The sequence below is a fragment of the Brevibacterium sp. RIT 803 genome, from assembly GCF_016892625.1.
In the GTDB taxonomy this organism is placed as follows: domain Bacteria; phylum Actinomycetota; class Actinomycetes; order Actinomycetales; family Brevibacteriaceae; genus Brevibacterium.
Window position 1 is genome coordinate 362,108 of the sequence record NZ_JAFEMW010000002.1, and the last position, 22,759, is coordinate 384,866.

Consider the following 22,759-nt stretch of genomic DNA (forward strand, 5'->3'; position numbering starts at 1 on the left):
GACAGAGCGAATGGACGCCTCGGTTCTGACAATGCCCGATGACCAGGGTCTCAAGCACCACTCGAAGAGTCTGAGACTAAAGACCTCGCATCGCCCGAGGTGGCTCAGAGGCCGTCGATGACTTCGGCAGTATCTCGGTGCAGCGCTGACAGACGCAGGTATGACTGAGCGTTCTGGCGGACCTTCTCAATGCCGTCGTCCGTCATCTCCCTACGCACCTTGGCCGGGACTCCTGCCACCAGCGACCTGGGTGGGATCTCGGTGCCTTCCAGAACGATCGCGCCTGCGGCGACAAGTGACTCGGAGCCCACGTGAGCGTCGTTGAGGACGGTGGCGTGCATGCCGATGAGGACGTCGTCATCGACCACTGCCCCATGGACAAGAGCCTGATGCCCGATGGAGACCCGTGAGCCGATGACGACCGGCTTGCCCTCATCAGTGTGCATGACCGTGTTGTCCTGCACATTCGAGTCCTCACCGATGGTGATCGGGGCGGCTTCAGCTCGGAGCACGCAGCCGTAGAAGACGCTCGCGCCCTTCTTCACCCTCACGTCCCCGACCAGGGTGGCACCTGCTGCGATGAACGCACCGGGATCGACTTGAGGGGTGTGCCCGCCGACAGAGATGATGCGTGCCTGGGAAAGATTGTCCGTTGTCATGAGTCCTCCATTGGTTCACGTCGAGTTCAGATTCTCGTGTTCGACTGAGACAGCGGCGATTGGAGCCGCCGCCGAGGTGACCAGTCGTTTCATCGCCAGTCTAGCCCTGAACTTGGCACACCTCGGAGTCAGGACGCATCATGTTGTCGGCGTTGCCTGCTGTATCGAGAAAGACGCATAGTGGACGAATTTGCGTCAAGGCCCCCATAGCAGGACAATGAACAAAATATTTGTCAGAAATTTCACACTGCATTACCCTTGTGTGCCCAAAACGGTTATGTGAACCTTGGGTAAGAGAGTTGCGCGCCTGGAATTTGGGTGTCGTAAACCGCGTTCACTTAATTCGTCGAAAGGTCACCATGGATTGGCGACATCGTGCAGCATGCCTCAATGAGGATCCGGAACTGTTCTTCCCGATCGGAAACACCGGTCCCGCCCTGCTTCAGATCGAAGAGGCTAAGACTGTATGCCGCCGCTGTGAAGTAGTCGAGACCTGCCTGCAATGGGCTCTGGAATCCGGTCAGGATGCCGGTGTCTGGGGCGGTCTCAGCGAAGATGAGCGTCGTGCGCTCAAACGTCGCGCCGCACGTGCCCGCCGCGCTGGCTGAATCCTTCAGCAACTAAAGACAGGCGGTCGCAGATATTCGCCAATTGAGTCCCTTGCTCGAAATACGAGATCTTCGCATTCTGAGCAAGGGACTCAATCGTGTCCGCACCCGACCGCACAGCCGCTGCACCTCTCACTGTTAGTGCCGAATCACCCCTTTGCCAAGGGGTGATTCGTTGATCGCAGGGTGTTTTGTCGTTAAGCCGCTGATGTCGGCCGATGTCTGCCGATTTCAGTCGTAGGAATCGGGGCGCAGAGGGACGTCGAGAATCGCCACGGTCCCGCCGCCCTCACGTTCCTGCCATTGGATCGAACCCGCCAAGTCGGCAGAGACCAGGGTCTTCACGATCTGCGTGCCCAGCCCGTTTCCTGGACTGTGATCCTCCCCCAATCCCACACCGTCGTCGGCGATCGTGACATGCAGGTGATCGCCCTCGCGTTCCGGAGTCACCCACACATGTCCGGTGAGTGTCTCGCCCGGAGCGAGGTTCTCCTGCTCAGCGACCGGGAACCCGTGCTCGATCGCATTGGTGATGAGCTCGGTGATCGCCAGGGCCAGTGAGGTGGCGTCCGCTGAGGAGATGGTGCCGAAGCTGCCGCAGCGCTTGAGGCTGATCTGGACCAGTGGACTCGTCAGCTCGGGCGTCAGGCGCAGCCCTTTGTCGACGACCTCGTCGAAGTCCACCTCCGATTCGACTCCCTGGCTGAGCACGTCATGGACGACGGCGATGATCGAGACTCGGCGCATCGCCTCCGTCAGAGCCCCCTTCGCCTCGGGGCTGTCGATCCGACGAGTCTGCAGACGCAGCAGTGCCGAAACGGTCTGCAGGTTGTTCTTGACCCGATGGTGCATCTCTTTGATCATCGCATCGCGTGAGAGCAGTTCTCGCTTGCGTCGTCTGATCTCCGAGACATCCCGAGCCAGGACGATCGCGCCGGTGCGAGTGCCGTCATCGGTCAGTGGGATCGCCCGCAGCGACACACTCGTCCGACCGACCTCGAGCTCGGTCCGCCAGGGGGCACGACCGGTGAGCACGAGCGGAAGCGTCTCATCGACCTGTCGCAGCTCTGTGCTCAGACTCGAGACCACCTCGGCGAGGTAGTCCCCTTCGATCTCACCGCGGTGGCCCAGACGGTGCATGAGTGAGACCGCATTCGGGGAGGCGTATTGGACATGGGAGTCACGATCAAGGATGAAGATGCCATCTCCGACACGTGGTTCGCCGTGTCGTGCTCCGCTGGGAGCATCACGGTCGGGAAAGGCACCCTGCGCGATCATGGTCAGCAACGACATTGCGGACTGAGTGTAGAACTTCTCCAGGCGCGACGAACCGCGACGGCGGATCTCCTCGGAGTACCGGACCATGATGGCGATCGTCACTCCCTCGCGGACGAGGGGCACTGCCTCGGCGGAGACTTTCGTGTCATCGGTGCCGGCGTTGACGCCCAGAGATTTCGCCTGGGCCATCTTCGTCACCAGCTCATGTGAGCTCGCTGCCGTCTCCAGGAGCTCCCGTTCGAGACCGGTGGCTCGGGCTCCGATGAGGTCACGATTGAACAGGGTCGCACCGGTGGTCGGACGCGAATGCGCCACCACTGTGTGGGCCCCGCTGGCCGAGGGCACCCACAGGACGAGGTCGGCAAAGGACAGGTCGGAGATGAGCTGCCAGTCCCCCACCAACAGATGGATGTATTCGACATCAGTTTCGTCGGTGATGCCTTCGGCGGCCAGGAGTTCGTTGAGCACTGTGTTCTTCTTCCGGGTGGGCAACGGCACAGGCCGATGATGACGGCACAGACGCCGACAGACCCGCAGGCTCCAAGCCCGCGAAGTCTGTCGACGTCAGCAATGATCTGACGCTACCACTGATCAGTTGGGATCACTGCTCAGACAGCCTGCTCCGATTCCCATGCGGAGGAGCGGACAACACCGCGCATCATGCGCAGCAGCACCGACAGCGGGGCTTGGGTGACGGTCTCGAGTCCGAGGATCGTCTCGGTCGTATCCAGCACCCGTGCGGCTACGGTCTCATTGCGTTCGAGCCACTCGGTCAGCCGCTGACAGGCTCGCTCATCTGGAGTCCCGGAGATCGGCGAGTCAGTCGCGACGAGGACCGTGCCGGCCACCGACAGGATCGATGAGTAGAAGTCATCGCGCAGCGAGCCACGCGCCAGGGCCGACCACCGGTCGCTGCGGTCGAGGTCGCCGATGAGAGTGAGCACCTGCGAACCGGAGAACTTGTCGTTGACAGCGTAGTAGAGTTCAGCGACGTCCTCTGCGGATTCACCCGCACGGGCAGACAGCTGGGCAATGTCGAGAAGCACGAACTCATCGAGCAGGGCTGCCGCACGCCATGCGAGTTCGCTCGGCACACCTTCATCGATGTAGCCCTGTGCCGTTGCCCTCATGCTCTCGGCGTCGAAGCCGTCGACGAGGTCAGGCACGCGGGCTCGCAGAGCTGCGACGACATTGCCATAGCGCTCGATACCGGAATCGACGTCGAGGGTATCCGGTGCCTGCTGCACCAACCAGCGCGAAGACCGATCGAGCAGACGCACATAGGCGTGCTGCAGCTGGACCTGGACCTCGGTCGGCACCTTGTTGTCGAGCGCACATACCGCTTCGAAGAAGTCATCGAGTCCGAAGATCTCGGAGACGACGACGAAGACACGGGCGATCTGCGGCACCGAGGCGGGGGTCTCTTCCAGCATCCGGTAGACGTAGGTGAGTCCGCCGCGGTCGATCATCCGATTGACGAGCTTGGCTGTCGCGATCTCCCGGTGCAGGGGGTGCTCCGGGATGAGCTCTCCGTATTTCTCTACTAGGGAGTCGGGGAAGTAGGAGGTCAGCTCCCGCTTCATCCATTCCTCATCGGGAACCACGCTGTCCAGGATCTCATCGGCGGCATGCATCTTGGCGTAGGCGAGGAGAACCGCCAGTTCCGGGGAGACGTAGGCGCTGAACTCACGCTTGGTCAGTTCCTGCGCATCAGGCAGGAACTCGACCTGACGATCGAGGTCGGCGTTCTTCTCCAGGTAGCTCAGCATCCGGCCATAGGTGCCCGACATGGACTCGGTCTGGGCCCGAGCCTCACCGAGGACCACGTTCTGTGCGTAGTTGTTGGCCAGCACCCGGTCAGCGACGTCGTCGGTGAAGGACAGCAGCACACGTTCGCGATCCTCTGCTGCGAAGGCGTCCTTATGGAGCAAGGTGCGCAGGAGGAGCTTGATGTTGACCTCATGGTCGGAGCTGTCCACGCCTGCCGAGTTGTCGACGGCGTCGGTGTTGATCGCCACGCCGTTCAGTGCCGCTTCGACACGGCCCAGCTGGGTCACACCGAGGTTGCCGCCTTCTCCGACGACCCGGCTGCGCACGTCGCGGCCATCGATGCGGATGGCGTCGTTGGCCTTGTCCCCGACATCGGCATGACCCTCGTCCGAGGACTTGATGTAGGTGCCGATGCCGCCGTTGTAGACGAGATCGACGGGGGCCTTGAGGATCTGCGACATCAGCTCGGCGGGGCTGCGTCTACCGGGCTCGAGGCCCAGTACGGCCGCGGCTTCGGGGCTGAGATCGATGGATTTCGCCGATCGGGGGAAGACTCCGCCTCCGGAGGAGATGAGCTCCCGATCGTAGTCCTGCCAGCTTGAGCGCGGCAGGTCGAAGAGACGCTTGCGTTCCACGAAGCTGCGTGCGGCATCCGGATTCGGGTCAAGGAAGATGTCCCGGTGGTCGAAGGCCGCGACGAGGCGGATGTGTTCGCTGCGCAGCATGCCGTTGCCGAAGACGTCACCGCTCATGTCTCCGATGCCCACGACAGTGAAGTCATCGGCGTCGGTGTTGACCCCGAGTTCGCGGAAGTGTCGTTCCACGGATTTCCAGGCACCACGAGAGGTGATGGCCATCTTCTTGTGGTCATATCCGACGGATCCGCCGGAGGCGAAGGCGTCGCCGAGCCAGAAATCGCGACGTTCGGCGATCGCGTTGGCCACATCCGAGAAGCGAGCGGTGCCCTTATCGGCAGCGACGACCAGATAGTAGTCATCTCCGTCGTGTCTGACGACGCGATCCGGATGGACGACCTCCTGGGTGCCGTTCGCGCGGTAGACCAGGTTGTCAGCGACTTCGAGGAGGCTTTCGATGAAGACCTCGTAGGCGGCTTGGCCGGCGGCCATCCACGCGTCCCTGTCACTCATCGGAGGCAGCTGCTTGGGGAAGAATCCGCCCTTGGCACCGGTCGGCACGATGAGTGCGTTCTTGACCATCTGTGCCTTGACCAGGCCGAGGACCTCGGTGCGGAAGTCGTCACGACGATCGGACCAGCGCAAGCCACCACGGGCCACTGTGCCGAAGCGCAGGTGCACTCCTTCGACCTGAGGTGAGTAGACCCACATCTCCAGTGCTGGTTTGGGCTTGGGCACGAAACTGAGTTCATTGGCGCGAATCTTGAGCACGAGTGCCGTCGGCAGCTCGCCGGTCTCGTCGAGGAAGTAGTTCGTCCTCACTGTGGCGCGCAGCAGTTCGAGAGAAGACCGCAGGACACGGTCCGCGTCGAGGCTGGCGACATCGCTGAGTGCCGAATCGACCGACTCGTTGAGTTCGGCCATCCTGTCTTCGCGTCCGGCTCCGTCAGCGGTGGGATCGAACTTCGCGAAGAAGTAGTCGACCAGGAGTCGTGAGATCTCCGGGTTGTCGCTGTAGACCTCGCCGACGTAGGCATCGGAGTAGGTGAAGCCGGCTTGGCGAAGGTACTTGCCCAGTGCGCGGATGATCGTCACGTGTTTCCAGTGCATTCCGCAGACGACGAGGCGGTCGAAGACTCCGGCTTCCTTCTTGCCCTCCCAACCGGCAATGAACGCATCGGAGATCCGTTCGCAGTCACCGTCGTCGAGGGTCTCAGGGAAGGTGAGTCCGAAGTCGTAGATGTAGCGGTGAGAACCATCGGCGAGGTCCAACTCATGGGGGCGTTCGTCGAGCACGGTCGCGCCGAAGGCGGTGAGGAACGGCAGCACTTCCGACAGTCCGACACGTTCGCTGCGGTAGAGGGCCAGGCGCACTGGTGCGTCGCCGGATTCCTCGGAACTGTAGAGGCGAACGGCGGGTCCGTTACCGGCCTCCATCGCTTCGAACCGGGCGACGTCGGCGATGGCGTCGGTCGGAGAGTGGTGTTCTTCGTAACTGGGCGGGAAGGCCTTCGACCACCGGTTTGCGCGTGCAACGGAGCTCTCGCTGTCACCTCGCTCTGTGGGGGCGAGGAAAGCGTGGACGTCTTCGGACCAGGAGCGCACAGCGCCGACGATCCGCTTCTCCACGGTCTCTGGTTCGATCTGCGGCAGTTCCACGTCACGGGCAACGCGGGCCACGAAGTGAATGCGGGCCAGTGCGGATTCGGTCAGCAGCACATCGAAGTCGACGCTCTCAGCGTGGTAGAACTTCTTCAGCACCTCCTGGACTCGCATGCGCGCCGCCGTATCGTAGAGGTCGCGGGGCAGGTAGAGGATGACGGAGACGAACCGCTGGTAGGGGTCACGGCGAACGAAGACCCGTGATTGGCGACGTTCCTGCATGTCGACGATCTGCATGACGACATCGAAGATAGTCGTGGTCTCGTCGTGCAGGAGGTCATCGCGCGGGTAGGTCTCGAGGACGCCCAGGAGTTCATTCGCTGAATGCGATCCTGCGGGGAATCCGCTGGCGGAGAGGATCTTGCGCACCTTGCGGTTGATGACCGGGATGTTGAGAACGCTGTCGTTGTAGAACTCAGGCTTGAAGACACCGACGAAGCGGCGCTCACCGACGATCTCACCGGCCGAGTCGAAGGTCTTGACCCCGATGTAGTCCATGAATGACCCGCGGATCACGCGTGATCGTGAGTTCGCCTTCGTCAGCACCAGCACATGCGGTTCATCGGCTTTATCTGCCACGGCCCGACTCAGCGGCGACTTCACCAGCGGCCTCAGGGTGGAGATGCCCAGGGACGTGTGCTCAATCGGCTCGAGGCTGCTCTGGCTCTCATCGTGAGAGTAGTCGTATTCGCGGTATCCGAGGAAGGTGAAGTGGCCGTCAAGCCAGTTGAGCAGCTCGGCGGCTGCCTCGGCTTCGGAGGCGAGCTCTGACCGTGGCGGCTGCGCCTGCAGTTCCTTCGCGATGTCCTTGGCCCGGATCGCCATGGCGCTGGCGTCGGTGGCTGCGGCCGAAACGTAGTCAAGCACGTTGCGCAGCTGGTCTTCGAGCCCAGCGAGATCCTCTTCGGGAAGTCGATCGATCTCGAGGCGGATCCAGGACTGCTGCTGTGGAAGGAGGGATCCGCTCGCCTCGGCGGGTTCGGATACGAGAGGGATGCCAGCGGTATCGGCAGACACCGCTGGGGCTTCAGCCCTGGAGAGCACGGACAGCTCCGAGCCCTGTCCCTCGACGGCGATGATGGGGTGGTGGACCTGACGGATGGCACGACCGCTGGTGGCCAGATCGCTGACGATCGAGGACACGAGGTGGGGCATGTCGGTCAGGACCATGGCGATGACAGTGTGGTTGTCGCGGAACTCGGGAGAGTCGACGTCGGGATTGTAGATGGAGATCACCGGTGATCTGCCGTCGTATTCAAGCCCTAGAGCGTAGTGTGAGGCGGCCGCTGCGGCCAGCGCCTCTGTTCCTGCTTCGGAAGTGCCAGGTTCGAAACGCGGATAATACGCTTCGATGAAGTTCTCCGGGGCACCTTGCCCCCTCTGCTTCCTCCACTCTTCTGCAATGTCCGAATATGAGACCTGAGACACCATGTCACCTCTATGATCAGCGCGCAAAATTGACGGCGGTTCGACGTCGAGCCGCCACCACCCACACTATGCTCAAATGCGGAGAAAGGCACGCCGACAGCCATGCCGCGCCACGACGCTGATCTCCTGGCAAACTGGAGCCATGCGAACTCTGACACTCAACCATGAATACTCGGAGGCTCTGTCGGATTTTCTCCTCCGACTTGCCGATGTCTCGACCTGGCAGTCACTGGGATCTGAGGCACATGCCGAGCGGATCGACCCCGACACCGAGGTGACGGTGAAGACGCCGATGCCCAAGAGTGAAATGCCCTCTGCCCTGGCTTCTCGCCTTCCAGCGGATGCCGAACTCGTCGAGGTCTATATGATTCCCGGCGATGTCATCGGCGACAGCGCAGAGATCCGAATGACCGCTCATGCGGCCGGAGTACCCGTTGAGATCGATGCGCTCATCGCGCTGGTTCGCAATGGTTCGGGAACCTCGCTGTCGGTGCGCGCCGAGATCAGTTCCTCGATTCCCCTCTTCGGGTCGATGATCGAACAGGCGGTCGTGCCCATTCTTGAGAAGCGACTTGCCGACCGCCTGGTCAAGCTCGAACACTTCTGAGGCGTTGACTTGATCGGCCCGGGTCGATCCGGACTCAGCCGCGCTCGCGCAGCAGCACGGGCAGCTCGGTCGCGTCGTACCAGAGAAGATCGGAGTCGCCGAGGTGGTCCTCCGCTGCTTCGCGCCCCTTGTCGGCGGCGATGTCGGCAGCTTCTTCCCAGATCTCGACCTCGTCGAGGTGGATGCTGGCGACTGACGTCATGTCGACCTCGGAAAGGGTGAGCAGGTCGAAGCCTTCGGCCAGATCTTCGCCGGCGCTCGAATCGGGTGCATCGTAGGCGATGACGGCTCGCGGTGAAGCAGCTCTGGGCCCGCCTTCGGACGCCGGATCCGATGCAGACTCTCGGACGCTTGCGGCAGCGGCTTCGAAAGACTGAGTGGCAGCAATTGAGGCCGCGATGCACAGGGCGTCGAATTCTCGTGCCTCGAGTTCATCCCCGCCCAGTTCTCGACCTTGGGAATCGGGGGCGACCGCGTGCACCGGGCCGAGCCCTTGGCGAATTGCGGTCAGCGTGGTCGGGATATAGCAGCGAATGGACATGCTCCAATCCTAAAGGGACTTCGCTGCTCGACCCGCACCCGACTTCCGTGAGCGCTTCCGGGCCGGCAGCAGCTCAGTCACCGCGGCCGCGATCTCCTGGCTGAGCACAGATTTCGGATTCTCCTCATGGAGGGTGTGCCCGGACAGCATGGCGGCGTCGGCTGTTGCCCGGTCGTCGCTGAAGATGAAGTCGGGGTCTCGGCGAACGAATCTGGCGAGCACTTCCCGAATCCGCACCTCGGGCCGATGGCCTACAGCTCCTGAACGCACCTGTGTGATGCCGATGCGCATCTTGGACCCCAGCGACTCCGCTCTTTCGGTGCCCAGCAGTTTGACGAGCCTCTGCAGGCCGATCGGATTGCCTGCGGCTAGGACGAGCACGGTGTCCGCGGCCTCCAGAGCGGCACGCGTCGCGCAGTGCCGGTCATAGAACGGATCGGCGAAGTCATCGTCGGGATCCACCCGGTCGGAAACGTCGACGACAACGAGGTCGAACATCTTGGCTAATCGGGACAGCACCGCTGTCAGGACCGATGCGCGAACTTCTGGCCACCTGTCTGGTCTGGTCAGTCCCGTGACAGCATGGAAGTCATCACGCACGGCGGCATGCGGAACGGCAGAGATGTCCACAGGCGGGGTCTTCTCCACCTCGAGTCGGCACAGGCTGGCCAGATGCGCCGATTCCTCCGTCAGCCCCAGAGTCGTGGCCACCATCGCAGCCACTGTATCGGCGTCGACGACGACGCTGCGGTGACCCTGCCTGGCACCGTGATCGCCGAGGTTGACCGCCGTGAGCGTCCGACCGGGAGACGAACCCGTACCCCAGACTGTGACGATGTGCCCCTGCCCTTTCAGCGATCCGGGCGGAGCGAGTGGTCGGGGCGGGACGACGGTGGAATCGCGGGTGTCATCGATCGCCTGCGCCACGGTCTCAGCGTCCGCGATGGAGGGAACGCTGCTGAGGATGCCGAGGGACTCCAGCGCCGCCGTGTCGTTTCCGAATCCCAGTACCGCAGTTCCTGCTGCGAGGATCGCGGAGATGACCTGGGCGTCCAACCCTGGGAAGTACTGACCGACGATGACGACGTCGGCGCTGCCCGTCCTGCACAGCGCCAGAAGTTCGACGTCATCTGCTGGTCGAGCGACGATGGTGACGTCGTCGACCTCGCTGAGGAGTTCGAACAGGATCAGATCGAACTCGAAGTCCACGGCCAGGAGCACCTGCGTCATGACTGACCGCCCTCGGCTCTGACTTCAGCGGGGGCACCGACGACCGAGAGGACGCTGTTGCCGTCGAGTGCGCCGAGGACATCGGCGAGCTCCGCACTGGCGACGAAGACTTCGATCCTGGCACCATCTCCGACGCCGAAGCTGCCGACCTCACGGGTGATGTTCGAGACCGGCGCCGAGGTCACGATCTGCTGCGGGTCGACGCCTTCATCATCGAGTCCCTTCGATTCCGGTTGGGCCCAGACGTCGACCAGGCTGCCGGTATCGACGACTGTGGGGACGGACCCGGCGACATCGATCGCCACGATCCTACCCTCGAGCTCGGCGATGGGGGCCAGTGCCGAGGCCGGCAGAAGCTCACCGGCGGCAATCACGGCCCGCACGCTCGAATGGTCCGGGAATCCGGCATCCGCAGAGAGGTACTTGTCTCCGATATCGGCCAGATTCACCTCAGCGACAGTCAGATCATCAGCGCTGACCACCTGACCTGGGACAAGAGGGACCGCACTGGCCCACACTCGAGTGGTTGCGTTCGCCGCGCTGATGAGCAGATAGGTCGCGACGATGGCCACGACAACTAGGACTGCCCCGACCAGCAGCCTGGCATCGGTCCACTTAGGCCGACGAATTCGTTTCGAGAGCTCCATTGCATCTCCACCTTTGGAAAATTTCCCATGACAGGAACTGTTTCTGAGTGATAGTATTGAACATCAAACGAGGTCAAAGCAATGGTTTTGACAAAATTAGTCACCAAGCAATCAGTCACCTGGAATGAGAAGGGGCCCTCATGGTCGTCGAAAATCGTTTCCTGCCGCTCACCGACGTGGCCGATCTGCTCAATGTGTCGATCGCTCAAGCCCGCGCCCTGGTCCGCACCGGAGATCTTCGTGCCATCAAGGTAGGCGGGCGCGGACAGTGGCGCGTGGAGAAGACCGAGATCGAGGCGTACATCCAGCGGATGTACGAACGCGCCGAGCACGAGATCAAGACCGGTTCGCTCGAAGACTGAAGCGAAGACAGGTTACTCCACTCCCCGATCAACGCTCGGCTCGTCAACCGCCTCCGATCAGCCACCCCTAAGCGAAAGGGTTGACTCGGGCCCTTACCAGAGCGATTGAACGATGCGGGATGATCCGTCCGGAGATCTCGACGTAGTCCGAGGCGACCATGTCGCTGCGCCCCCGAACGGTTCCGCCCTCGCCCGCCAACTCCAGGGAGATCTGCTCGTGGTCGGCCGCCAGTCGTCTGAGAGCCGACGCCATACCCAAGCGCTCCAGGGGACCGGATTCGTACCGGTGTCTTCTGGATCCAGTGCGCATCTCTCGTATCCAGTCGATCGCCACAATGTTCGACTCCGTGCCGGCGATCACGACGATCCCCCGACCGAGAAAGACAGCTGTCCCTGATATTTCGCGGGCGGCGACGGCGACCTGCACGTGCTGGCCGATTGCACCCCGCAGTCGCTCGCGCAGAGTATGCCGTGCGGCATGAGCGGCAATTTCATCACCGAGTTCACCTCTTCTGGCGTGAGCTTCCCGGGACGTGTGCATTGCTTCGACATCCGCGAGAAGAGCGTCGATCCGATCCTCCATGATGTGAAGCCTGCCGCAGCGAAGGCCGACAAGCAAGAGCTTCTGCGCCGATCAGCGGAACTACAGCCCCGTAGTTATAATAACCTATTGACATCAAATACCATCTAACTGCACTATTGAGATACGTTTCCAATGAAGGACGTCTCTCATGTATCTGTTGATAGCTTGCAGCGTCTCGTGGCTCTGTCTGATCGGCGGTTTCATCACCACGTGGGTTCACCTGCCGATGCCTCGCAGCACCACTGATCTCGTTGTCATCATCGTCGCCGGCACTGCCGCCGTGCTCTCTTCTCGCCTCGGAGCGGTCTCTCTTCTGACGCTGCTGATCAGGCTGCTGCCCAACGGTCGCATGAGAGCAATCGTCACCCGGTCTGTCATGCGCATCGTGCCGACGATACTGCGCTCAAGCGTTCTCGCCGCAGCTTCAGCAAGCCTGGCTGTCAACGCGACCCACGCCTCTCCCCCGCCGGCCGATACGCTCATCAACGAAGCTCACGCTGCGCCTGCTGGATCGGCGAGTGCCACACTCGATCCCGGCTGGCCGACCGCGCTGCCCGACGATCCCCTCCCTGATCCTGGTTGGCCGACCGCCCCGCCGACAGCTGAACCGACGTCTCCTGTTGCCGATCCTGCGCCTTCGCCACCGCAGAATCGACCGCCCAAGGATTCTGGCTCATCCACGGACGCCGGTTCATCCACAGCCGACGATTCGGCCGGCGGCGAAAGAGACCGGGGCCAGGGCATTGACGATCCCATCAGCGAGGCCTCTGACGATCATGATGAGGCCCCTGGCATCCATATCGTCGGCCCCGGCGAAAGCCTCTGGTCGATCGCCGCCGATCATCCATCTTCCGGCGGCACTACCCAAGACGTCGTCGACGACATCTACACAGCCAACCGCGAGGTGATCGGTGCGAACCCGAACCTCATCATGCCCGGCCAACGATTGGAGATTCAGCCATGAGTGCCCCACTGGTGCTTTCACGTCCGCGGGTGGCATCAACGCCGCTGAGCAGCGGCGTACCGAAGCCCGTTGCGACCGCCCCTGCTGCACAGCAGAACAAGGCCGCAGATGACAGTGATGAGGGCCGCATTGCCGCGACCGCGACGTCGTTGGCGGTGGCGTGCCTGGAGATCTTCGCGGGCATACGACGCAGCGATTCCATCTCTCGCTGGGTCGATCGGACACTGCTGGAGAAGATCGACCAGCGCGCCCAAATGCGTGCAGAGGTGGCACCGACCAGACCATTCGGAGAACTGGGCGCGACACGCACCCTGCAGGCCGGCAACGCCAGAGTCTGCAGGGTCACCAGTGCCATCGCTGAAGTCACCGTCGTCGTTCGCACCCAGAACCGATTCCGGGCGGTGGCAATTCGCTTGGAACTGCTCACCACCCGGTGGACGATGACGGCACTGCAGACGATGTGAGGCCGATGTCAGAGACTGGTCAGCTCTTCGCCTTCTTCATCGCCCGACGTTCTGCACGGTTGGCCGGCTGATCGGCAGCGGTCCCGGCCTCTTCGTCCTCAGACTCGGACAACGAGGTCGAACCAGCCTCAGATGGGGCGGACAGCTGCATCTTGGGTGTGGTGTGACGCAGTTCAGCCGCGTCGACCTCAACCTCGGAATCGTCATCAGAAGCATCCTCGACACGGTTCACGGTCACCTCGAGGGTATTGGTGAGGCGGACGACGTCCTCCCTGATCCCATCCTGCATGGTTTTGAACATGTCGAAGCCTTCGCGCTGATATTCCACCAGCGGATCCTTCTGCGCCATAGCACGCAGACCGATGCCGTTCTTCAGGTAGTCCATCTCGTAGAGGTGTTCGCGCCACCGCTTGTCGATGACCGAGAGCACGACACGTCGTTCGAGTTCACGAGTGGCCTCTTCGCCCAGAGCCTCTTCACGCTGTTCGTAGAACACCCCGATGTCGGACTGGATCTCCCGGTTGAGGAGGTTCTTCGTCAGGTTGCCGATTCCCCCGACCTCTTCGGCCAGGTCCTCTTCGGTGATGGACGGCTCATAGATTTTACCCAGCGCCTCGAAGAGTTCGCCCACCTTCCAATCCTCGACCGGTCCGGTGGTTGCCTCTGCCACATAGGCGTCGATGACTTCCTCACGGAACTTCGCGACGTGATCTTCCAGATCTGCCCCGTCCAGGACCCTGCGCCGCTCGTCGTAGATCACCGTGCGCTGACGGTTGAGCACGTCGTCGTATTTGAGAACGTTCTTACGCTGTTCGGCGTTGCGCTGTTCGATCTGCGACTGTGCCGAGAGAATCGCCCTCGACACCATCTTGGATTCCAGCGGAACATCGTCGGGAACATTGGCGGTGGCCATGATCCGCTCAGCGGCACCTGAGCCGAAGAGCCGCATCAGGTCATCGGTGAGAGACAGGTAGAAGCGGCTCTCACCGGGGTCGCCCTGGCGTCCCGAACGTCCACGCAGCTGGTTGTCGATGCGCCTGGATTCGTGGCGCTCGGTGCCGAGGACGTACAGGCCACCGGATTCGACGACCTCTTTGGCCTCGGTCTTGACTCGCTTCTCCGCTGCCTTGAGCACGTCCTGCCATTCGGCCTCGTACTGCTCTTCGTTCTCCTGAGGGTCAAGGCCCCGCTTCTCCATCTCGGTCACAGCCAGGAATTCGGCGTTGCCACCGAGCATGATGTCAGTACCGCGACCGGCCATGTTCGTTGCGACAGTCACGGCATTCTTCCGACCCGCCATGGCGATGATGGAGGCTTCACCTGCGTGGTTCTTCGCGTTGAGGACCTCGTGGCGGATGCCGCGCTTCTTCAGATGTGTGGAGAGGTATTCGCTCTTCTCCACGCTGGTGGTGCCGACGAGGACCGGCTGTCCGGTCTCGTGACGCTCAGCGATGTCATCGACGACAGCATCGAACTTCGCAACCTCGTTCTTGTACACGAGATCCGACTGGTCGACGCGCTGCATCGGCTTGTTCGTCGGAATCGGGACCACGCCGAGCTTGTAGGTCGACATGAATTCCGCGGCCTCGGTCTCTGCCGTACCGGTCATGCCGGAGAGCTTTTCGTAGAGACGGAAGAAGTTCTGCAGGGTGATCGTCGCCAGGGTCTGGTTCTCGGCCTGAACTTTGACGTTCTCTTTGGCCTCGATGGCCTGGTGCAGACCCTCGTTGTAACGACGGCCCTTGAGCACACGACCGGTATGTTCGTCGACGATGAGGACTTCACCGTCGAGGATCACATAGTCTTTGTCCTTCTTGAAGAGTTCCTTCGCGCGGATCGCATTGTTGAGGAAGCTGATCAGCGGGGTGTTCTCTGCGTCGTAGAGATTGCCGATGCCCAGGTAGTCTTCGACTCGTTCGATGCCGGGCTCGAGCACACCGACGGTGCGCTTCTTCTCATCGACTTCGTAGTCACGGTCGGTTTTGAGTCGTTTGACGACCTTGGCGAACTCTTCGTACCAGCGGTTGCCATCGCCTTCGGCCGGGCCGGAGATGATGAGCGGGGTGCGAGCCTCATCGATGAGGATCGAGTCGACCTCGTCGACGATCGCGAATGCGTGTCCGCGCTGCACAAGTTCATCGGCAGACCAGGCCATGTTGTCGCGCAGGTAGTCGAAGCCGAATTCGTTGTTCGTACCGTAGGTGATGTCCGCGGCATACTGTTTGCGTCGATTGTCTGAGGACATGTTGGCCTGAATGCAGCCGGTCTCCATCCCCAGGAACCGGAACACGCGGCCCATCAGCTCGGACTGATAGGTAGCCAGGTAGTCATTGACCGTGATGATGTGCACGGAACCGCCGGTGAGTGCATTGAGGTAGGCCGGCGCAGTCGCGACCAGCGTCTTGCCTTCACCGGTCTTCATCTCAGCGATGTTGCCCAGGTGCAGTGCCGCCCCGCCCATCAGCTGGACGTCGAAGTGGCGCATGCCCAGTGTGCGTCCCGCGGCCTCGCGGACGGCGGCGAAGGCTTCGGGAAGCAGCGAATCGAGGGTCTCCCCGTCCTGATAGCGCTTCTTGAAACGATCTGTTTCCTCCCGCAGCTCAGCATCCGACATCTCGCTGAACTCCTCGGACAGCGCGTTGATCGCATCCGTGTACTGGCGGAGCTTCTTCAGCGTGCGTCCCTCACCGGTGCGCAGAAGCTTCTCGAGGAAATTAGCCACTTTTCTCCTAATCGGCATGAATGCCTGACAACAACTCGAACGACTCTATATTCCCTAGCTTAATGGCAGGTGAGTACCGCTCATATCCACAGCCCCCAATCCGAGCCACTTCGCCATTTCACGCAGCTCCAGTGCCAGTTCCTCCTCGTGCTCTTCGCCCGGCTCCCACGTCACCTTCAGCGCCCGAAGTGTGTTGGCTGCCTGGTCCCGGTGCAGGTCGACTCGACCGACAAGACGTTCGCCGAGGAGGAACGGCAGCACGTAGTACCCGTGCACCCGGTCTTTGGCGGGAGTATAGATCTCGATCCGGTAGTGGAAGCCGAAGAGCCATTCGATCCGCGGTCGGTAGAAGACGAGCGGGTCGAACGGAGCCAGAAGCGCTCTGGCCGAGACGGAGCGAGGAGTCCTCGCCGTATGCCACTTCAGTGCCCGAGTCCCCTCAACGTCGACTTCGACGAGTTCACCGGAGGCCAGCAGCGTCCTGATCGCCTCATCGGTGGTCGTGCGCGCCTGCCGGAAGTAGTCTGCCAGGCAGTCCGGGCGGGCGATGCCCAGCGCCCGGGCCGCAATCCGGGTCAGCTCGAGTACGTTGTTGGCAGTGCCTGAGACTCCGCGAGGTCGTTCGGCTTCGGGATCGAGGCCGACCTCAGGGCCGCCATCGGGACCGTAGGAGAGTTCAGGCGCCGGCAACGACTGACTGACGTCGCGCGGCAGGGCGTAGACGCGTTCGAAGTGATCATTGCGGCCCGCGGCATTGATGATGCCACCGGCGAACAGCGCTTCGAGTGCCATCTTGACCTGGCTGGGGTTCCAGCCCCAATGATCGCGGTTGCGTTCGGGGATCTCATGGTCGACGAGGTCCGCGACCCCACGTGCAGTCTTCGGTCCCGACTCCAGCACGTCGAGGACCGATCGCTGCAGTGCCCGGAAATCAGGGCCGCTGTCGGGATGCCGTTGGCCGTAGTCGTTGCGCCACCACTCGGCTCTGGTGCGTTCGAAATGACGGTAGGTCTCCGGCGGGACGAAGGCCGCCGCGTGGGCCCAGTATTCGACGCCCATGCGGGGTGCTGAGTAGAAGAGCCGGTCGAGGGTCTCACGCGGATACGGTCCGAGTCGCGAATAGTAGGGCAGATAGTGCGAACGCACCACGCGGGAGACCGAGTCGATCTGGGTCAGCCCCATTCTCGCGAACGTCGACTTCAAGTGCCGAGCAGTCACCTGAGCCGGGCGCTGCCTGTCAAGGCCGGTCGCAGCGATCGCCGTCCTGCGTGCTGCCGACAGTGTCATCTTCTGCATGGACCCACAGTAGATCACCGCACTGACACAGCTCGGAGATCCGTCCATCCGGCCGAGCAGTAGCAGCCGTTCGGCCGAAGCCGGATCCGCCCCAGGCCGGAAGGATCGTCACTGTCACCGCAACCACCCACAGAAGGAACAAACACCCACCATGAAGAAAGCCCTCATCGCACTCGCCTCGGCGCTCTGCCTCATCACCGCCGCCATCGGCGCCCTCTTCGTCTGGGAACACCAGTCGAAGCTCGCCCTCGAAGCACAGGTTGAGGACTACCTCGACGCCTGTGGGACCGACCCCAGATCGATCGATGTCCATGGCAGGCCCTACATCCTCTCCGCCATGCGCGACTCCGCAGACCTCAGCTATGTCGATCTCAGGCTGCAGGCCGGAACCAACAATGACCAACTGCTCGTCCACCGACTCAGTCAGGGTCGTGCGGACCGCCTGTCACGGTTCGTCACCTTCGACCACCCGGACGGTGATGTCGATCCGATCGAACGGGCTGACGGGTCGTTCACAGAAGCCGCTATGATCAACGGTGACAAGGTCACCTTCTCCGCCGACACTGCCGACGACCGACTGCAGCTGTTCGCCGATGGTCACCGCGCCGGCCAGATCGAGTTGGATCAGGACGTCACGGTCAAGGGTGCTGCGGTCACGGACTCCGGCGTCGTCGTCGAACTCGAATACGCCTCCCCCGACTGCCGCGCTGCCGAATGAGCCGCAGGTTGAGCACCGGGCCTGACTAGACTGGGAAGCGATGAAGACTGTGATCACGTGGCTGTGGCTTCTTCCCCTGCCCCTGACGTTCCTGCTCGAACTGCTCACCGGTTCGGGCTGGCCGCTCGTCATCGCCAACCTGTTCGCGTTGGCCACGGTTCTGCCCATCCTGGTACTCACCCAGTCCCGCTCCACCGGGGGCCGGGTCCCACCCCTCGGTCTGCTGTCGCTGGCCGCCCTCTTCCTGCTCCTCGCCCTCGTCCCCGTCGCCTTCGCATCAACTCTGAGCCTGACCGTGACGTGGCTGAGTCTGGTGACGGTGGTGATGCTCGCTCGATGGTTCGCCACCCGCACACAGCTGCTGCTGCTCATCCTGCTGTCCGTTGGCAATGTCGTCGAACCCGGCCTGATGGGCTGGGGCGACGGGCTCACCCTCGCCTTCGGTGCCTCCACCGTGATCGTGGTCAGCCTGTCCCTGGGCCTGCTTCTGCGCATGATCGATCGTTCCCTCATCGAACGCCATGCCACCGCCGCCGAGGCGGAACGACGTCGGATGGCCACCGAACTCCACGATCTGGTCGCCCACGAGGTGACCGGTATCGTCGTCCTCTCCCAGGCTGCGACCCGCAGTGAGGACCCCCGAATCCTCAAGACCGCTCTGGGCAAGATCGAAGAGTCCGGGACACGAGCGCTGGATGAGATCCGGTCATTGGTCTCAAACACCGCGAGCGACTCAAGCGAGTCCGGCCCCCGAGCCCCAGTCGCCTCCAACATCCAGGCTCTCCTTGACCGGGCCAAGAGCTTTGCCGGTGCCCAGGATCTGAGCATCGACATCGACGGCACCGACACCGAGGCGGTTCCCTCCTCCGTCTGGCCCGTGCTCGACCGTGTGCTGTCCGAAGCGCTGACGAACATCCGTCGACATGCGGGAGCCGAGGTGCCGATCATTGTCCGCCTCTTCACCACAGCCTCGGCGAGGCCGGGGTACCGCTCCGGTCATGACATCGTCCTCACTGTGGGCAACGGTCCCGGCTCCGGAGGGATCGGTTCCGGCAGCGGAACCGGCCTGCGCGGTCTGGCCGCACGGGTCGACCACCTCGGCGGGGATCTGTTCGCCGGGCCCAGCCAGGACGGGGGTTGGGTGCTCGAGACTCGTATACCCTTGACCTCGAGAGTTCAGGGTTGAGTCCGACACGAGGCGACGGAGGACGAACGTGATTTCAGTGGCGCTGGTCGACGATCAGGAAATGGTGCGGATGGGATTCTCACTCATCCTCGACGCCGATGAGGTGATCACGGTGGTCGGGCAGGCCTCTGACGGGGTCGATGCCATCGAGCTGGCCAAGCGCGAACGTCCCGACGTCATCCTCCTCGACATCCGCATGCCCACACTCGACGGCCTTGCGGCACTCCCGCGCCTGACGCCGATCTCCAAGGTCATCATGGTCACGACCTTCGACGATGACGACTACGTCGACGCAGCCCTGGACGGCGGTGCCAGCGGATTCCTCCTCAAGGACGCCGGGCCCGACCTGCTGCTGGCAGCAGTCAAAGCCGCCGCGAACGGCGACGCCCTGATCTCACCGTCACTGACCTTGGACCTGCTCAGCCGCCGCTCCCAGAACAGCCCGACCGGTGAGAACCGTGTTGCCGGGCTCAGCGAGCGGGAGAACGATGTCGCTCGCCTAGTGGCGCGGGGTCGGACGAATCAGGAGATCGGTGCCGAACTCTACATCTCGTTGGGCACCGTGAAGACTCACCTGGGCAATATTCAGACACGTCTCTCCGCCCGCAACCGAGTCGAGATCGCCGCTCGGATGTGGGAGTCGGGCGAGATGAATCGGCCGAACGGCTGACCCCTGCTCTCACGTCCGGCCATTGTGCCGATGCGGGCCACCCGGGCCTCGACCAGGATGGACATCATGAGTTCAGACACCAGCGACCAACCATCGTCCACGCCCACAGCCGCCGTCACCGACACCGACAGCGGCGCCCCTGCCACCGCCACGCGCCTTCCTGCACGCAGGGCTCGAATTGCCACCCTCGACGTGCTGCGCGGACTCGCACTGTGCGGAATCATGATCGTCAATCTCCCGCCGATCTTCGGTCTCGGCGCTCTCGACGAATCCGGCACCGTCGAGAGTATCCGCGCATTCGAGCAGGACTTCGTACAGAACCGGTTCTTCCCGATCTTCTCCATCCTCTTCGGCGTCGGCTTCGGCATCATGTGGAACTCCGCCACAGCGCGCAGCCCCCGGCCCAGGCTGGCGCTGCTGCGCCGATTCCTGTTCCTCGGGCTCCTCGGTGCCGGCCACATGGTCCTGCAGCCCGGTGAAGCCCTGCTGCCGTATGCGATCGCGGCGATCGTCATCCTGCTTCCCTCGACCTGGATACCCGCCCGGGCCCTCGCCGTGTCGACCTCTGTCGGCGGAGCGCTGCTCTTGGCCGCGGGCGTATGGTCCGGTGGAGGACCCGCCATCATCCCGGGCCTGTTCCTCCTGGGATTTTCCCTCGGATACACCGACATGGTCCGCCGTGCTCTGCGACATCCGGGTCGGCTCGCCCTGGTGGGTGCGCTGAGCGCGAGCATCTCCGTCCTCGGCTTCCTCCTCACCGACTTCTACACCCGCCAACTGCACCTGTGGATCACGGCTGGACTGGGCATCACCATGGCTCTGAGCTTCGTCGTCATCGTCATGCTGCTCATGCTCACCCCCGCCGAGGCGCTTCTGCGGCCGATCTTCGCACCGCTGGGTCGCATGGCGCTGAGCAACTACATCGGAGCCACACTGCTCATCCTCGCTGTCAAGGCTGTTGAACCCGACCTGGCTCAGTTCGATGACCATGGCGGATATCTGGCAGGCGTGCTCGTCTGCGTCGGCATCATCATCATCCAGATCCTCGTCTCGGCAATGTGGCTGCGCTTCGCCGGACAGGGACCGCTGGAGAAGCTCTGGCGCCTGGTCACCTGGGGCCGCGAGGATGCTCGAGCCTGAGACCGGATTCGACCGCAGACGCAGATCGCCGAGGTGGGGGTTCCCACCTCGGCGATCCTGCTTCTCGAGTGCTCAGGTCAGCACTGCTCAGTTCAGGTCAGCACTGCCCAGCTCAGGTCAGTCGGCGACGCCCTGGAGTTCGTGATCGAGAGCGATCACACCGTAGCTCCACCCCTTGCGGCGGTAGACGACGGACGGTTTGCTCGAATCCTCGTCGATGAAGAGATAGAAGTCGTGTCCGACGAGCTCCATGCGGTTGAGGGCTTCTTCGATGCCGATGGGAGCGCCGTTGAATGTCTTCTCGCGCAGAACCACAGGTGAGTCGCCTTCGGCCTTGATGCGGCCGTTGGTCTGGTCGTCGTTCGCGGATTCGTTCGCGTCGATCGCTTGACCCTCATCGGGAACCAGAGACTCGGCGACGGGCATCTTCGCCAGGGCCTCGGCCGTAGATTCCTTTCGGTGATGACCGGCTCGAGGAACCTTGTTGCGGTCTCTGGCGCGTCGTAATCGCTCGACGAGCTTCGCCCAGGCCAGATCCAATGCTGCATATTTGTCGCTCGCCATGGCCTCCGCACGGATGGCCGGGCCCTTCGCAACGACCGTGAGCTCTACTCGCTCGCTCGTCTCCGGCTGACGGGAGTTCTTCTCATGAGCGACGTGTACCTCGACTCGTTGGGCTCGGGGTGCAAGCTGCTCGACCTTCGCGATCTTGTCCTCAATGTGGGCGCGAAAGCTGTCGGAGATGGTCAGTTGACGTCCGTTGACAACAATGTCCATGATGCGTCCTTAGCGACTCGTTCTTCGGATTCATCCGATCCCATTCCCTTGGATGGGTATCCCCCGTTATACAGTAAAGGGAGAGACAAATCGAGTGCCCCCGCGGCCGAGACCGAGAACGGCTCCTGCAACGGGTCTGATCTGCACCGATGCTAATACCCTTGCGCTTTCTGCCAGAGTCGCTCCGGTCGTCGCGAAGTCGTCGACGAGAAGATCGATACCGGATTCCAGCGCGGTTTCGCCACCCACTCCAGACACCATCGACGGCAGAATCGCCGGGTTGAGATACTGCGACTTCGCCACGTTGCGCTCCCTGGCGTGGGCTCCCAAACCGACCTGATCGTGATGACGTCTGGTGAGGAGGACGTCGACCACCTCCAACGACAGTTCGGGTACGAGTTCTCCAGCACGGCGAGCCAGGACAGCGGTGTGGGAACCGCCTCGGCGTCTCCGTGCCCGCGGGGAGCTCGGCGCGGGAAAGAGTCTGACCCGACCTCCCGGATGCTGAGCCAACTCCAAGGCTGCTGTGACGGAACGCGCAAGCGCCAGGGCAAGAGGGTCGAGAATGTCCCGGCGGCCGTTGTCTTTGAAGCTGACCACCATATGAGAGATCTGCGAGCTGTATTCTGAGACTCCCACGACGGGAATCTGTCCGTATCTCGGTTCCATGGCTCGCGGGATGCCGCCGAGCAGATTCAGGCACGCCGTGCACAGGGAGACATCCTCCCGCCCGCAGCCGGCACACCGGCGGGGCAGGAAGAGTTCGCCGAATTCGGTCAGCAGTCCCATGAGAGAAATCTACTATGCCGCGC

The 22,759-nt window shown here is 62.6% G+C and carries 20 protein-coding genes; 9 read left to right on the forward strand and 11 right to left on the reverse strand.

Going from position 1 to position 22,759, the window contains the following annotated elements; translation table 11 throughout:
• Positions 1–104: 104 nt before the first annotated feature.
• Positions 105–659 carry a gamma carbonic anhydrase family protein gene (locus JTF07_RS09010; protein WP_204233919.1) on the reverse strand — a complete coding sequence of 185 codons (555 nt, stop codon included), beginning with the start codon at positions 657–659 and terminating at the stop codon, positions 105–107.
• Between the two features lie 359 nt (positions 660–1,018).
• Here JTF07_RS09010 and JTF07_RS09015 point away from each other — a divergent pair, with 359 nt between their 5' ends.
• Positions 1,019–1,267 carry a WhiB family transcriptional regulator gene (locus tag JTF07_RS09015; protein ID WP_009884680.1) on the forward strand — a complete coding sequence of 83 codons (249 nt, stop codon included), beginning with the start codon at positions 1,019–1,021 and terminating at the stop codon, positions 1,265–1,267.
• Positions 1,268–1,498: 231 nt separating this feature from the next.
• On the opposite strand, the gene JTF07_RS09020 is transcribed toward JTF07_RS09015, so the two are convergent.
• Both JTF07_RS09020 and JTF07_RS09025 read right to left on the reverse strand, forming a co-directional pair.
• The gene (locus JTF07_RS09020; RefSeq protein ID WP_204234184.1) at positions 1,499–3,013 is read right to left on the reverse strand and encodes a sensor histidine kinase; all 1,515 of its coding nucleotides are present in this window, start codon (positions 3,011–3,013) and stop codon (positions 1,499–1,501) included.
• A gap of 140 nt (positions 3,014–3,153) precedes the next feature.
• Positions 3,154–8,043, reverse strand: coding sequence for an NAD-glutamate dehydrogenase (locus tag JTF07_RS09025; protein ID WP_204233920.1), 4,890 nt, complete (start codon positions 8,041–8,043; stop codon positions 3,154–3,156).
• A 139-nt stretch (positions 8,044–8,182) separates the two neighbouring features.
• Here JTF07_RS09025 and JTF07_RS09030 point away from each other — a divergent pair, with 139 nt between their 5' ends.
• On the forward strand, positions 8,183–8,647 hold the full coding sequence (locus JTF07_RS09030) for a DUF2505 domain-containing protein (RefSeq protein ID WP_204233921.1): 465 nt from the start codon (positions 8,183–8,185) through the stop codon (positions 8,645–8,647).
• 34 nt (positions 8,648–8,681) lie between these two features.
• On the opposite strand, the gene JTF07_RS09035 is transcribed toward JTF07_RS09030, so the two are convergent.
• The 3 genes from JTF07_RS09035 to JTF07_RS09045 are packed head-to-tail and all read right to left on the reverse strand — an operon-like array spanning position 8,682 to position 11,065.
• Entirely contained in the window at positions 8,682–9,188 is a 507-nt protein-coding gene (locus JTF07_RS09035; RefSeq protein ID WP_204233922.1) for a DUF6912 family protein, read from the reverse strand.
• A 9-nt stretch (positions 9,189–9,197) separates the two neighbouring features.
• Positions 9,198–10,418 (reverse strand): CpaE/TadZ family protein, encoded by a 1,221-nt coding sequence (locus JTF07_RS09040; RefSeq protein ID WP_204233923.1) that lies wholly within the window; start codon positions 10,416–10,418, stop codon positions 9,198–9,200.
• On the reverse strand, positions 10,415–11,065 hold the full coding sequence (locus JTF07_RS09045) for a hypothetical protein (protein WP_204233924.1): 651 nt from the start codon (positions 11,063–11,065) through the stop codon (positions 10,415–10,417). The genes JTF07_RS09040 and JTF07_RS09045 overlap by 4 nt, the downstream gene beginning before the upstream one ends.
• A 140-nt stretch (positions 11,066–11,205) precedes the next feature.
• Here JTF07_RS09045 and JTF07_RS09050 point away from each other — a divergent pair, with 140 nt between their 5' ends.
• On the forward strand, positions 11,206–11,427 hold the full coding sequence (locus JTF07_RS09050; protein ID WP_143921250.1) for a helix-turn-helix domain-containing protein: 222 nt from the start codon (positions 11,206–11,208) through the stop codon (positions 11,425–11,427).
• A 67-nt stretch (positions 11,428–11,494) separates the two neighbouring features.
• On the opposite strand, the gene JTF07_RS09055 is transcribed toward JTF07_RS09050, so the two are convergent.
• On the reverse strand, positions 11,495–12,010 hold the full coding sequence (locus JTF07_RS09055) for a hypothetical protein (protein WP_204233925.1): 516 nt from the start codon (positions 12,008–12,010) through the stop codon (positions 11,495–11,497).
• Positions 12,011–12,158: 148 nt separating this feature from the next.
• Here JTF07_RS09055 and JTF07_RS09060 point away from each other — a divergent pair, with 148 nt between their 5' ends.
• Positions 12,159–12,974 (forward strand): LysM peptidoglycan-binding domain-containing protein, encoded by an 816-nt coding sequence (locus tag JTF07_RS09060; protein ID WP_204233926.1) that lies wholly within the window; start codon positions 12,159–12,161, stop codon positions 12,972–12,974.
• Positions 12,971–13,438 (forward strand): Rv3235 family protein, encoded by a 468-nt coding sequence (locus tag JTF07_RS09065; RefSeq protein WP_204233927.1) that lies wholly within the window; start codon positions 12,971–12,973, stop codon positions 13,436–13,438. Before JTF07_RS09060 ends, JTF07_RS09065 begins: the two co-directional genes overlap by 4 nt.
• 19 nt (positions 13,439–13,457) lie before the next feature.
• Here JTF07_RS09065 and secA read toward each other — a convergent pair whose 3' ends face one another.
• Both secA and JTF07_RS09075 read right to left on the reverse strand, forming a co-directional pair.
• The gene (gene secA / locus JTF07_RS09070) at positions 13,458–16,160 is read right to left on the reverse strand and encodes a preprotein translocase subunit SecA (RefSeq protein WP_204233928.1); all 2,703 of its coding nucleotides are present in this window, start codon (positions 16,158–16,160) and stop codon (positions 13,458–13,460) included.
• 54 nt (positions 16,161–16,214) lie between these two features.
• A complete protein-coding gene (locus tag JTF07_RS09075; protein WP_204233929.1) occupies positions 16,215–17,456 on the reverse strand; it encodes a winged helix-turn-helix domain-containing protein in 1,242 nt (413 codons plus the stop codon).
• 151 nt (positions 17,457–17,607) lie between these two features.
• On the opposite strand from JTF07_RS09075, the gene JTF07_RS09080 reads away from it, so the two are divergent.
• The 4 genes from JTF07_RS09080 to JTF07_RS09095 all read left to right on the forward strand — a co-directional run bounded on the left by JTF07_RS09080 (position 17,608) and on the right by JTF07_RS09095 (position 21,170).
• A complete protein-coding gene (locus JTF07_RS09080) occupies positions 17,608–18,174 on the forward strand; it encodes a hypothetical protein (RefSeq protein ID WP_204233930.1) in 567 nt (188 codons plus the stop codon).
• Positions 18,175–18,214: 40 nt separating this feature from the next.
• Positions 18,215–19,360, forward strand: coding sequence for a sensor histidine kinase (locus JTF07_RS09085; RefSeq protein WP_204233931.1), 1,146 nt, complete (start codon positions 18,215–18,217; stop codon positions 19,358–19,360).
• A 28-nt stretch (positions 19,361–19,388) separates the two neighbouring features.
• Positions 19,389–20,030, forward strand: a complete 642-nt coding sequence (locus JTF07_RS09090; protein WP_204233932.1) for a response regulator — start codon at positions 19,389–19,391, stop codon at positions 20,028–20,030.
• A gap of 66 nt (positions 20,031–20,096) precedes the next feature.
• Positions 20,097–21,170 carry a DUF418 domain-containing protein gene (locus JTF07_RS09095; protein WP_204233933.1) on the forward strand — a complete coding sequence of 358 codons (1,074 nt, stop codon included), beginning with the start codon at positions 20,097–20,099 and terminating at the stop codon, positions 21,168–21,170.
• A gap of 117 nt (positions 21,171–21,287) precedes the next feature.
• On the opposite strand, the gene hpf is transcribed toward JTF07_RS09095, so the two are convergent.
• Both hpf and JTF07_RS09105 read right to left on the reverse strand, forming a co-directional pair.
• The gene (gene hpf / locus JTF07_RS09100) at positions 21,288–21,947 is read right to left on the reverse strand and encodes a ribosome hibernation-promoting factor, HPF/YfiA family (protein WP_204233934.1); all 660 of its coding nucleotides are present in this window, start codon (positions 21,945–21,947) and stop codon (positions 21,288–21,290) included.
• A gap of 66 nt (positions 21,948–22,013) precedes the next feature.
• Complete coding sequence (locus tag JTF07_RS09105) at positions 22,014–22,736, reverse strand: ComF family protein (RefSeq protein ID WP_204233935.1); 723 nt, start codon at positions 22,734–22,736, stop codon at positions 22,014–22,016.
• Positions 22,737–22,759 lie beyond the last annotated feature (23 nt).

Coding starts and splice junctions, on each gene's coding strand:
- JTF07_RS09010 (WP_204233919.1), bottom strand. CDS start 659: ATGACAACGGACAATCTTTCCCAGGCACGCATCATCTCTGTCGGCGGG.
- JTF07_RS09015 (WP_009884680.1), top strand. CDS start 1,019: ATGGATTGGCGACATCGTGCAGCATGCCTCAATGAGGATCCGGAACTG.
- JTF07_RS09025 (WP_204233920.1), bottom strand. CDS start 8,043: ATGGTGTCTCAGGTCTCATATTCGGACATTGCAGAAGAGTGGAGGAAG.
- JTF07_RS09030 (WP_204233921.1), top strand. CDS start 8,183: ATGCGAACTCTGACACTCAACCATGAATACTCGGAGGCTCTGTCGGAT.
- JTF07_RS09035 (WP_204233922.1), bottom strand. CDS start 9,188: ATGTCCATTCGCTGCTATATCCCGACCACGCTGACCGCAATTCGCCAA.
- JTF07_RS09040 (WP_204233923.1), bottom strand. CDS start 10,418: ATGACGCAGGTGCTCCTGGCCGTGGACTTCGAGTTCGATCTGATCCTG.
- JTF07_RS09045 (WP_204233924.1), bottom strand. CDS start 11,065: ATGGAGCTCTCGAAACGAATTCGTCGGCCTAAGTGGACCGATGCCAGG.
- JTF07_RS09050 (WP_143921250.1), top strand. CDS start 11,206: ATGGTCGTCGAAAATCGTTTCCTGCCGCTCACCGACGTGGCCGATCTG.
- JTF07_RS09055 (WP_204233925.1), bottom strand. CDS start 12,010: ATGGAGGATCGGATCGACGCTCTTCTCGCGGATGTCGAAGCAATGCAC.
- JTF07_RS09060 (WP_204233926.1), top strand. CDS start 12,159: ATGTATCTGTTGATAGCTTGCAGCGTCTCGTGGCTCTGTCTGATCGGC.
- JTF07_RS09065 (WP_204233927.1), top strand. CDS start 12,971: ATGAGTGCCCCACTGGTGCTTTCACGTCCGCGGGTGGCATCAACGCCG.
- JTF07_RS09075 (WP_204233929.1), bottom strand. CDS start 17,456: ATGCAGAAGATGACACTGTCGGCAGCACGCAGGACGGCGATCGCTGCG.
- JTF07_RS09080 (WP_204233930.1), top strand. CDS start 17,608: ATGAAGAAAGCCCTCATCGCACTCGCCTCGGCGCTCTGCCTCATCACC.
- JTF07_RS09085 (WP_204233931.1), top strand. CDS start 18,215: ATGAAGACTGTGATCACGTGGCTGTGGCTTCTTCCCCTGCCCCTGACG.
- JTF07_RS09095 (WP_204233933.1), top strand. CDS start 20,097: ATGAGTTCAGACACCAGCGACCAACCATCGTCCACGCCCACAGCCGCC.
- hpf (WP_204233934.1), bottom strand. CDS start 21,947: ATGGACATTGTTGTCAACGGACGTCAACTGACCATCTCCGACAGCTTT.
- JTF07_RS09105 (WP_204233935.1), bottom strand. CDS start 22,736: ATGGGACTGCTGACCGAATTCGGCGAACTCTTCCTGCCCCGCCGGTGT.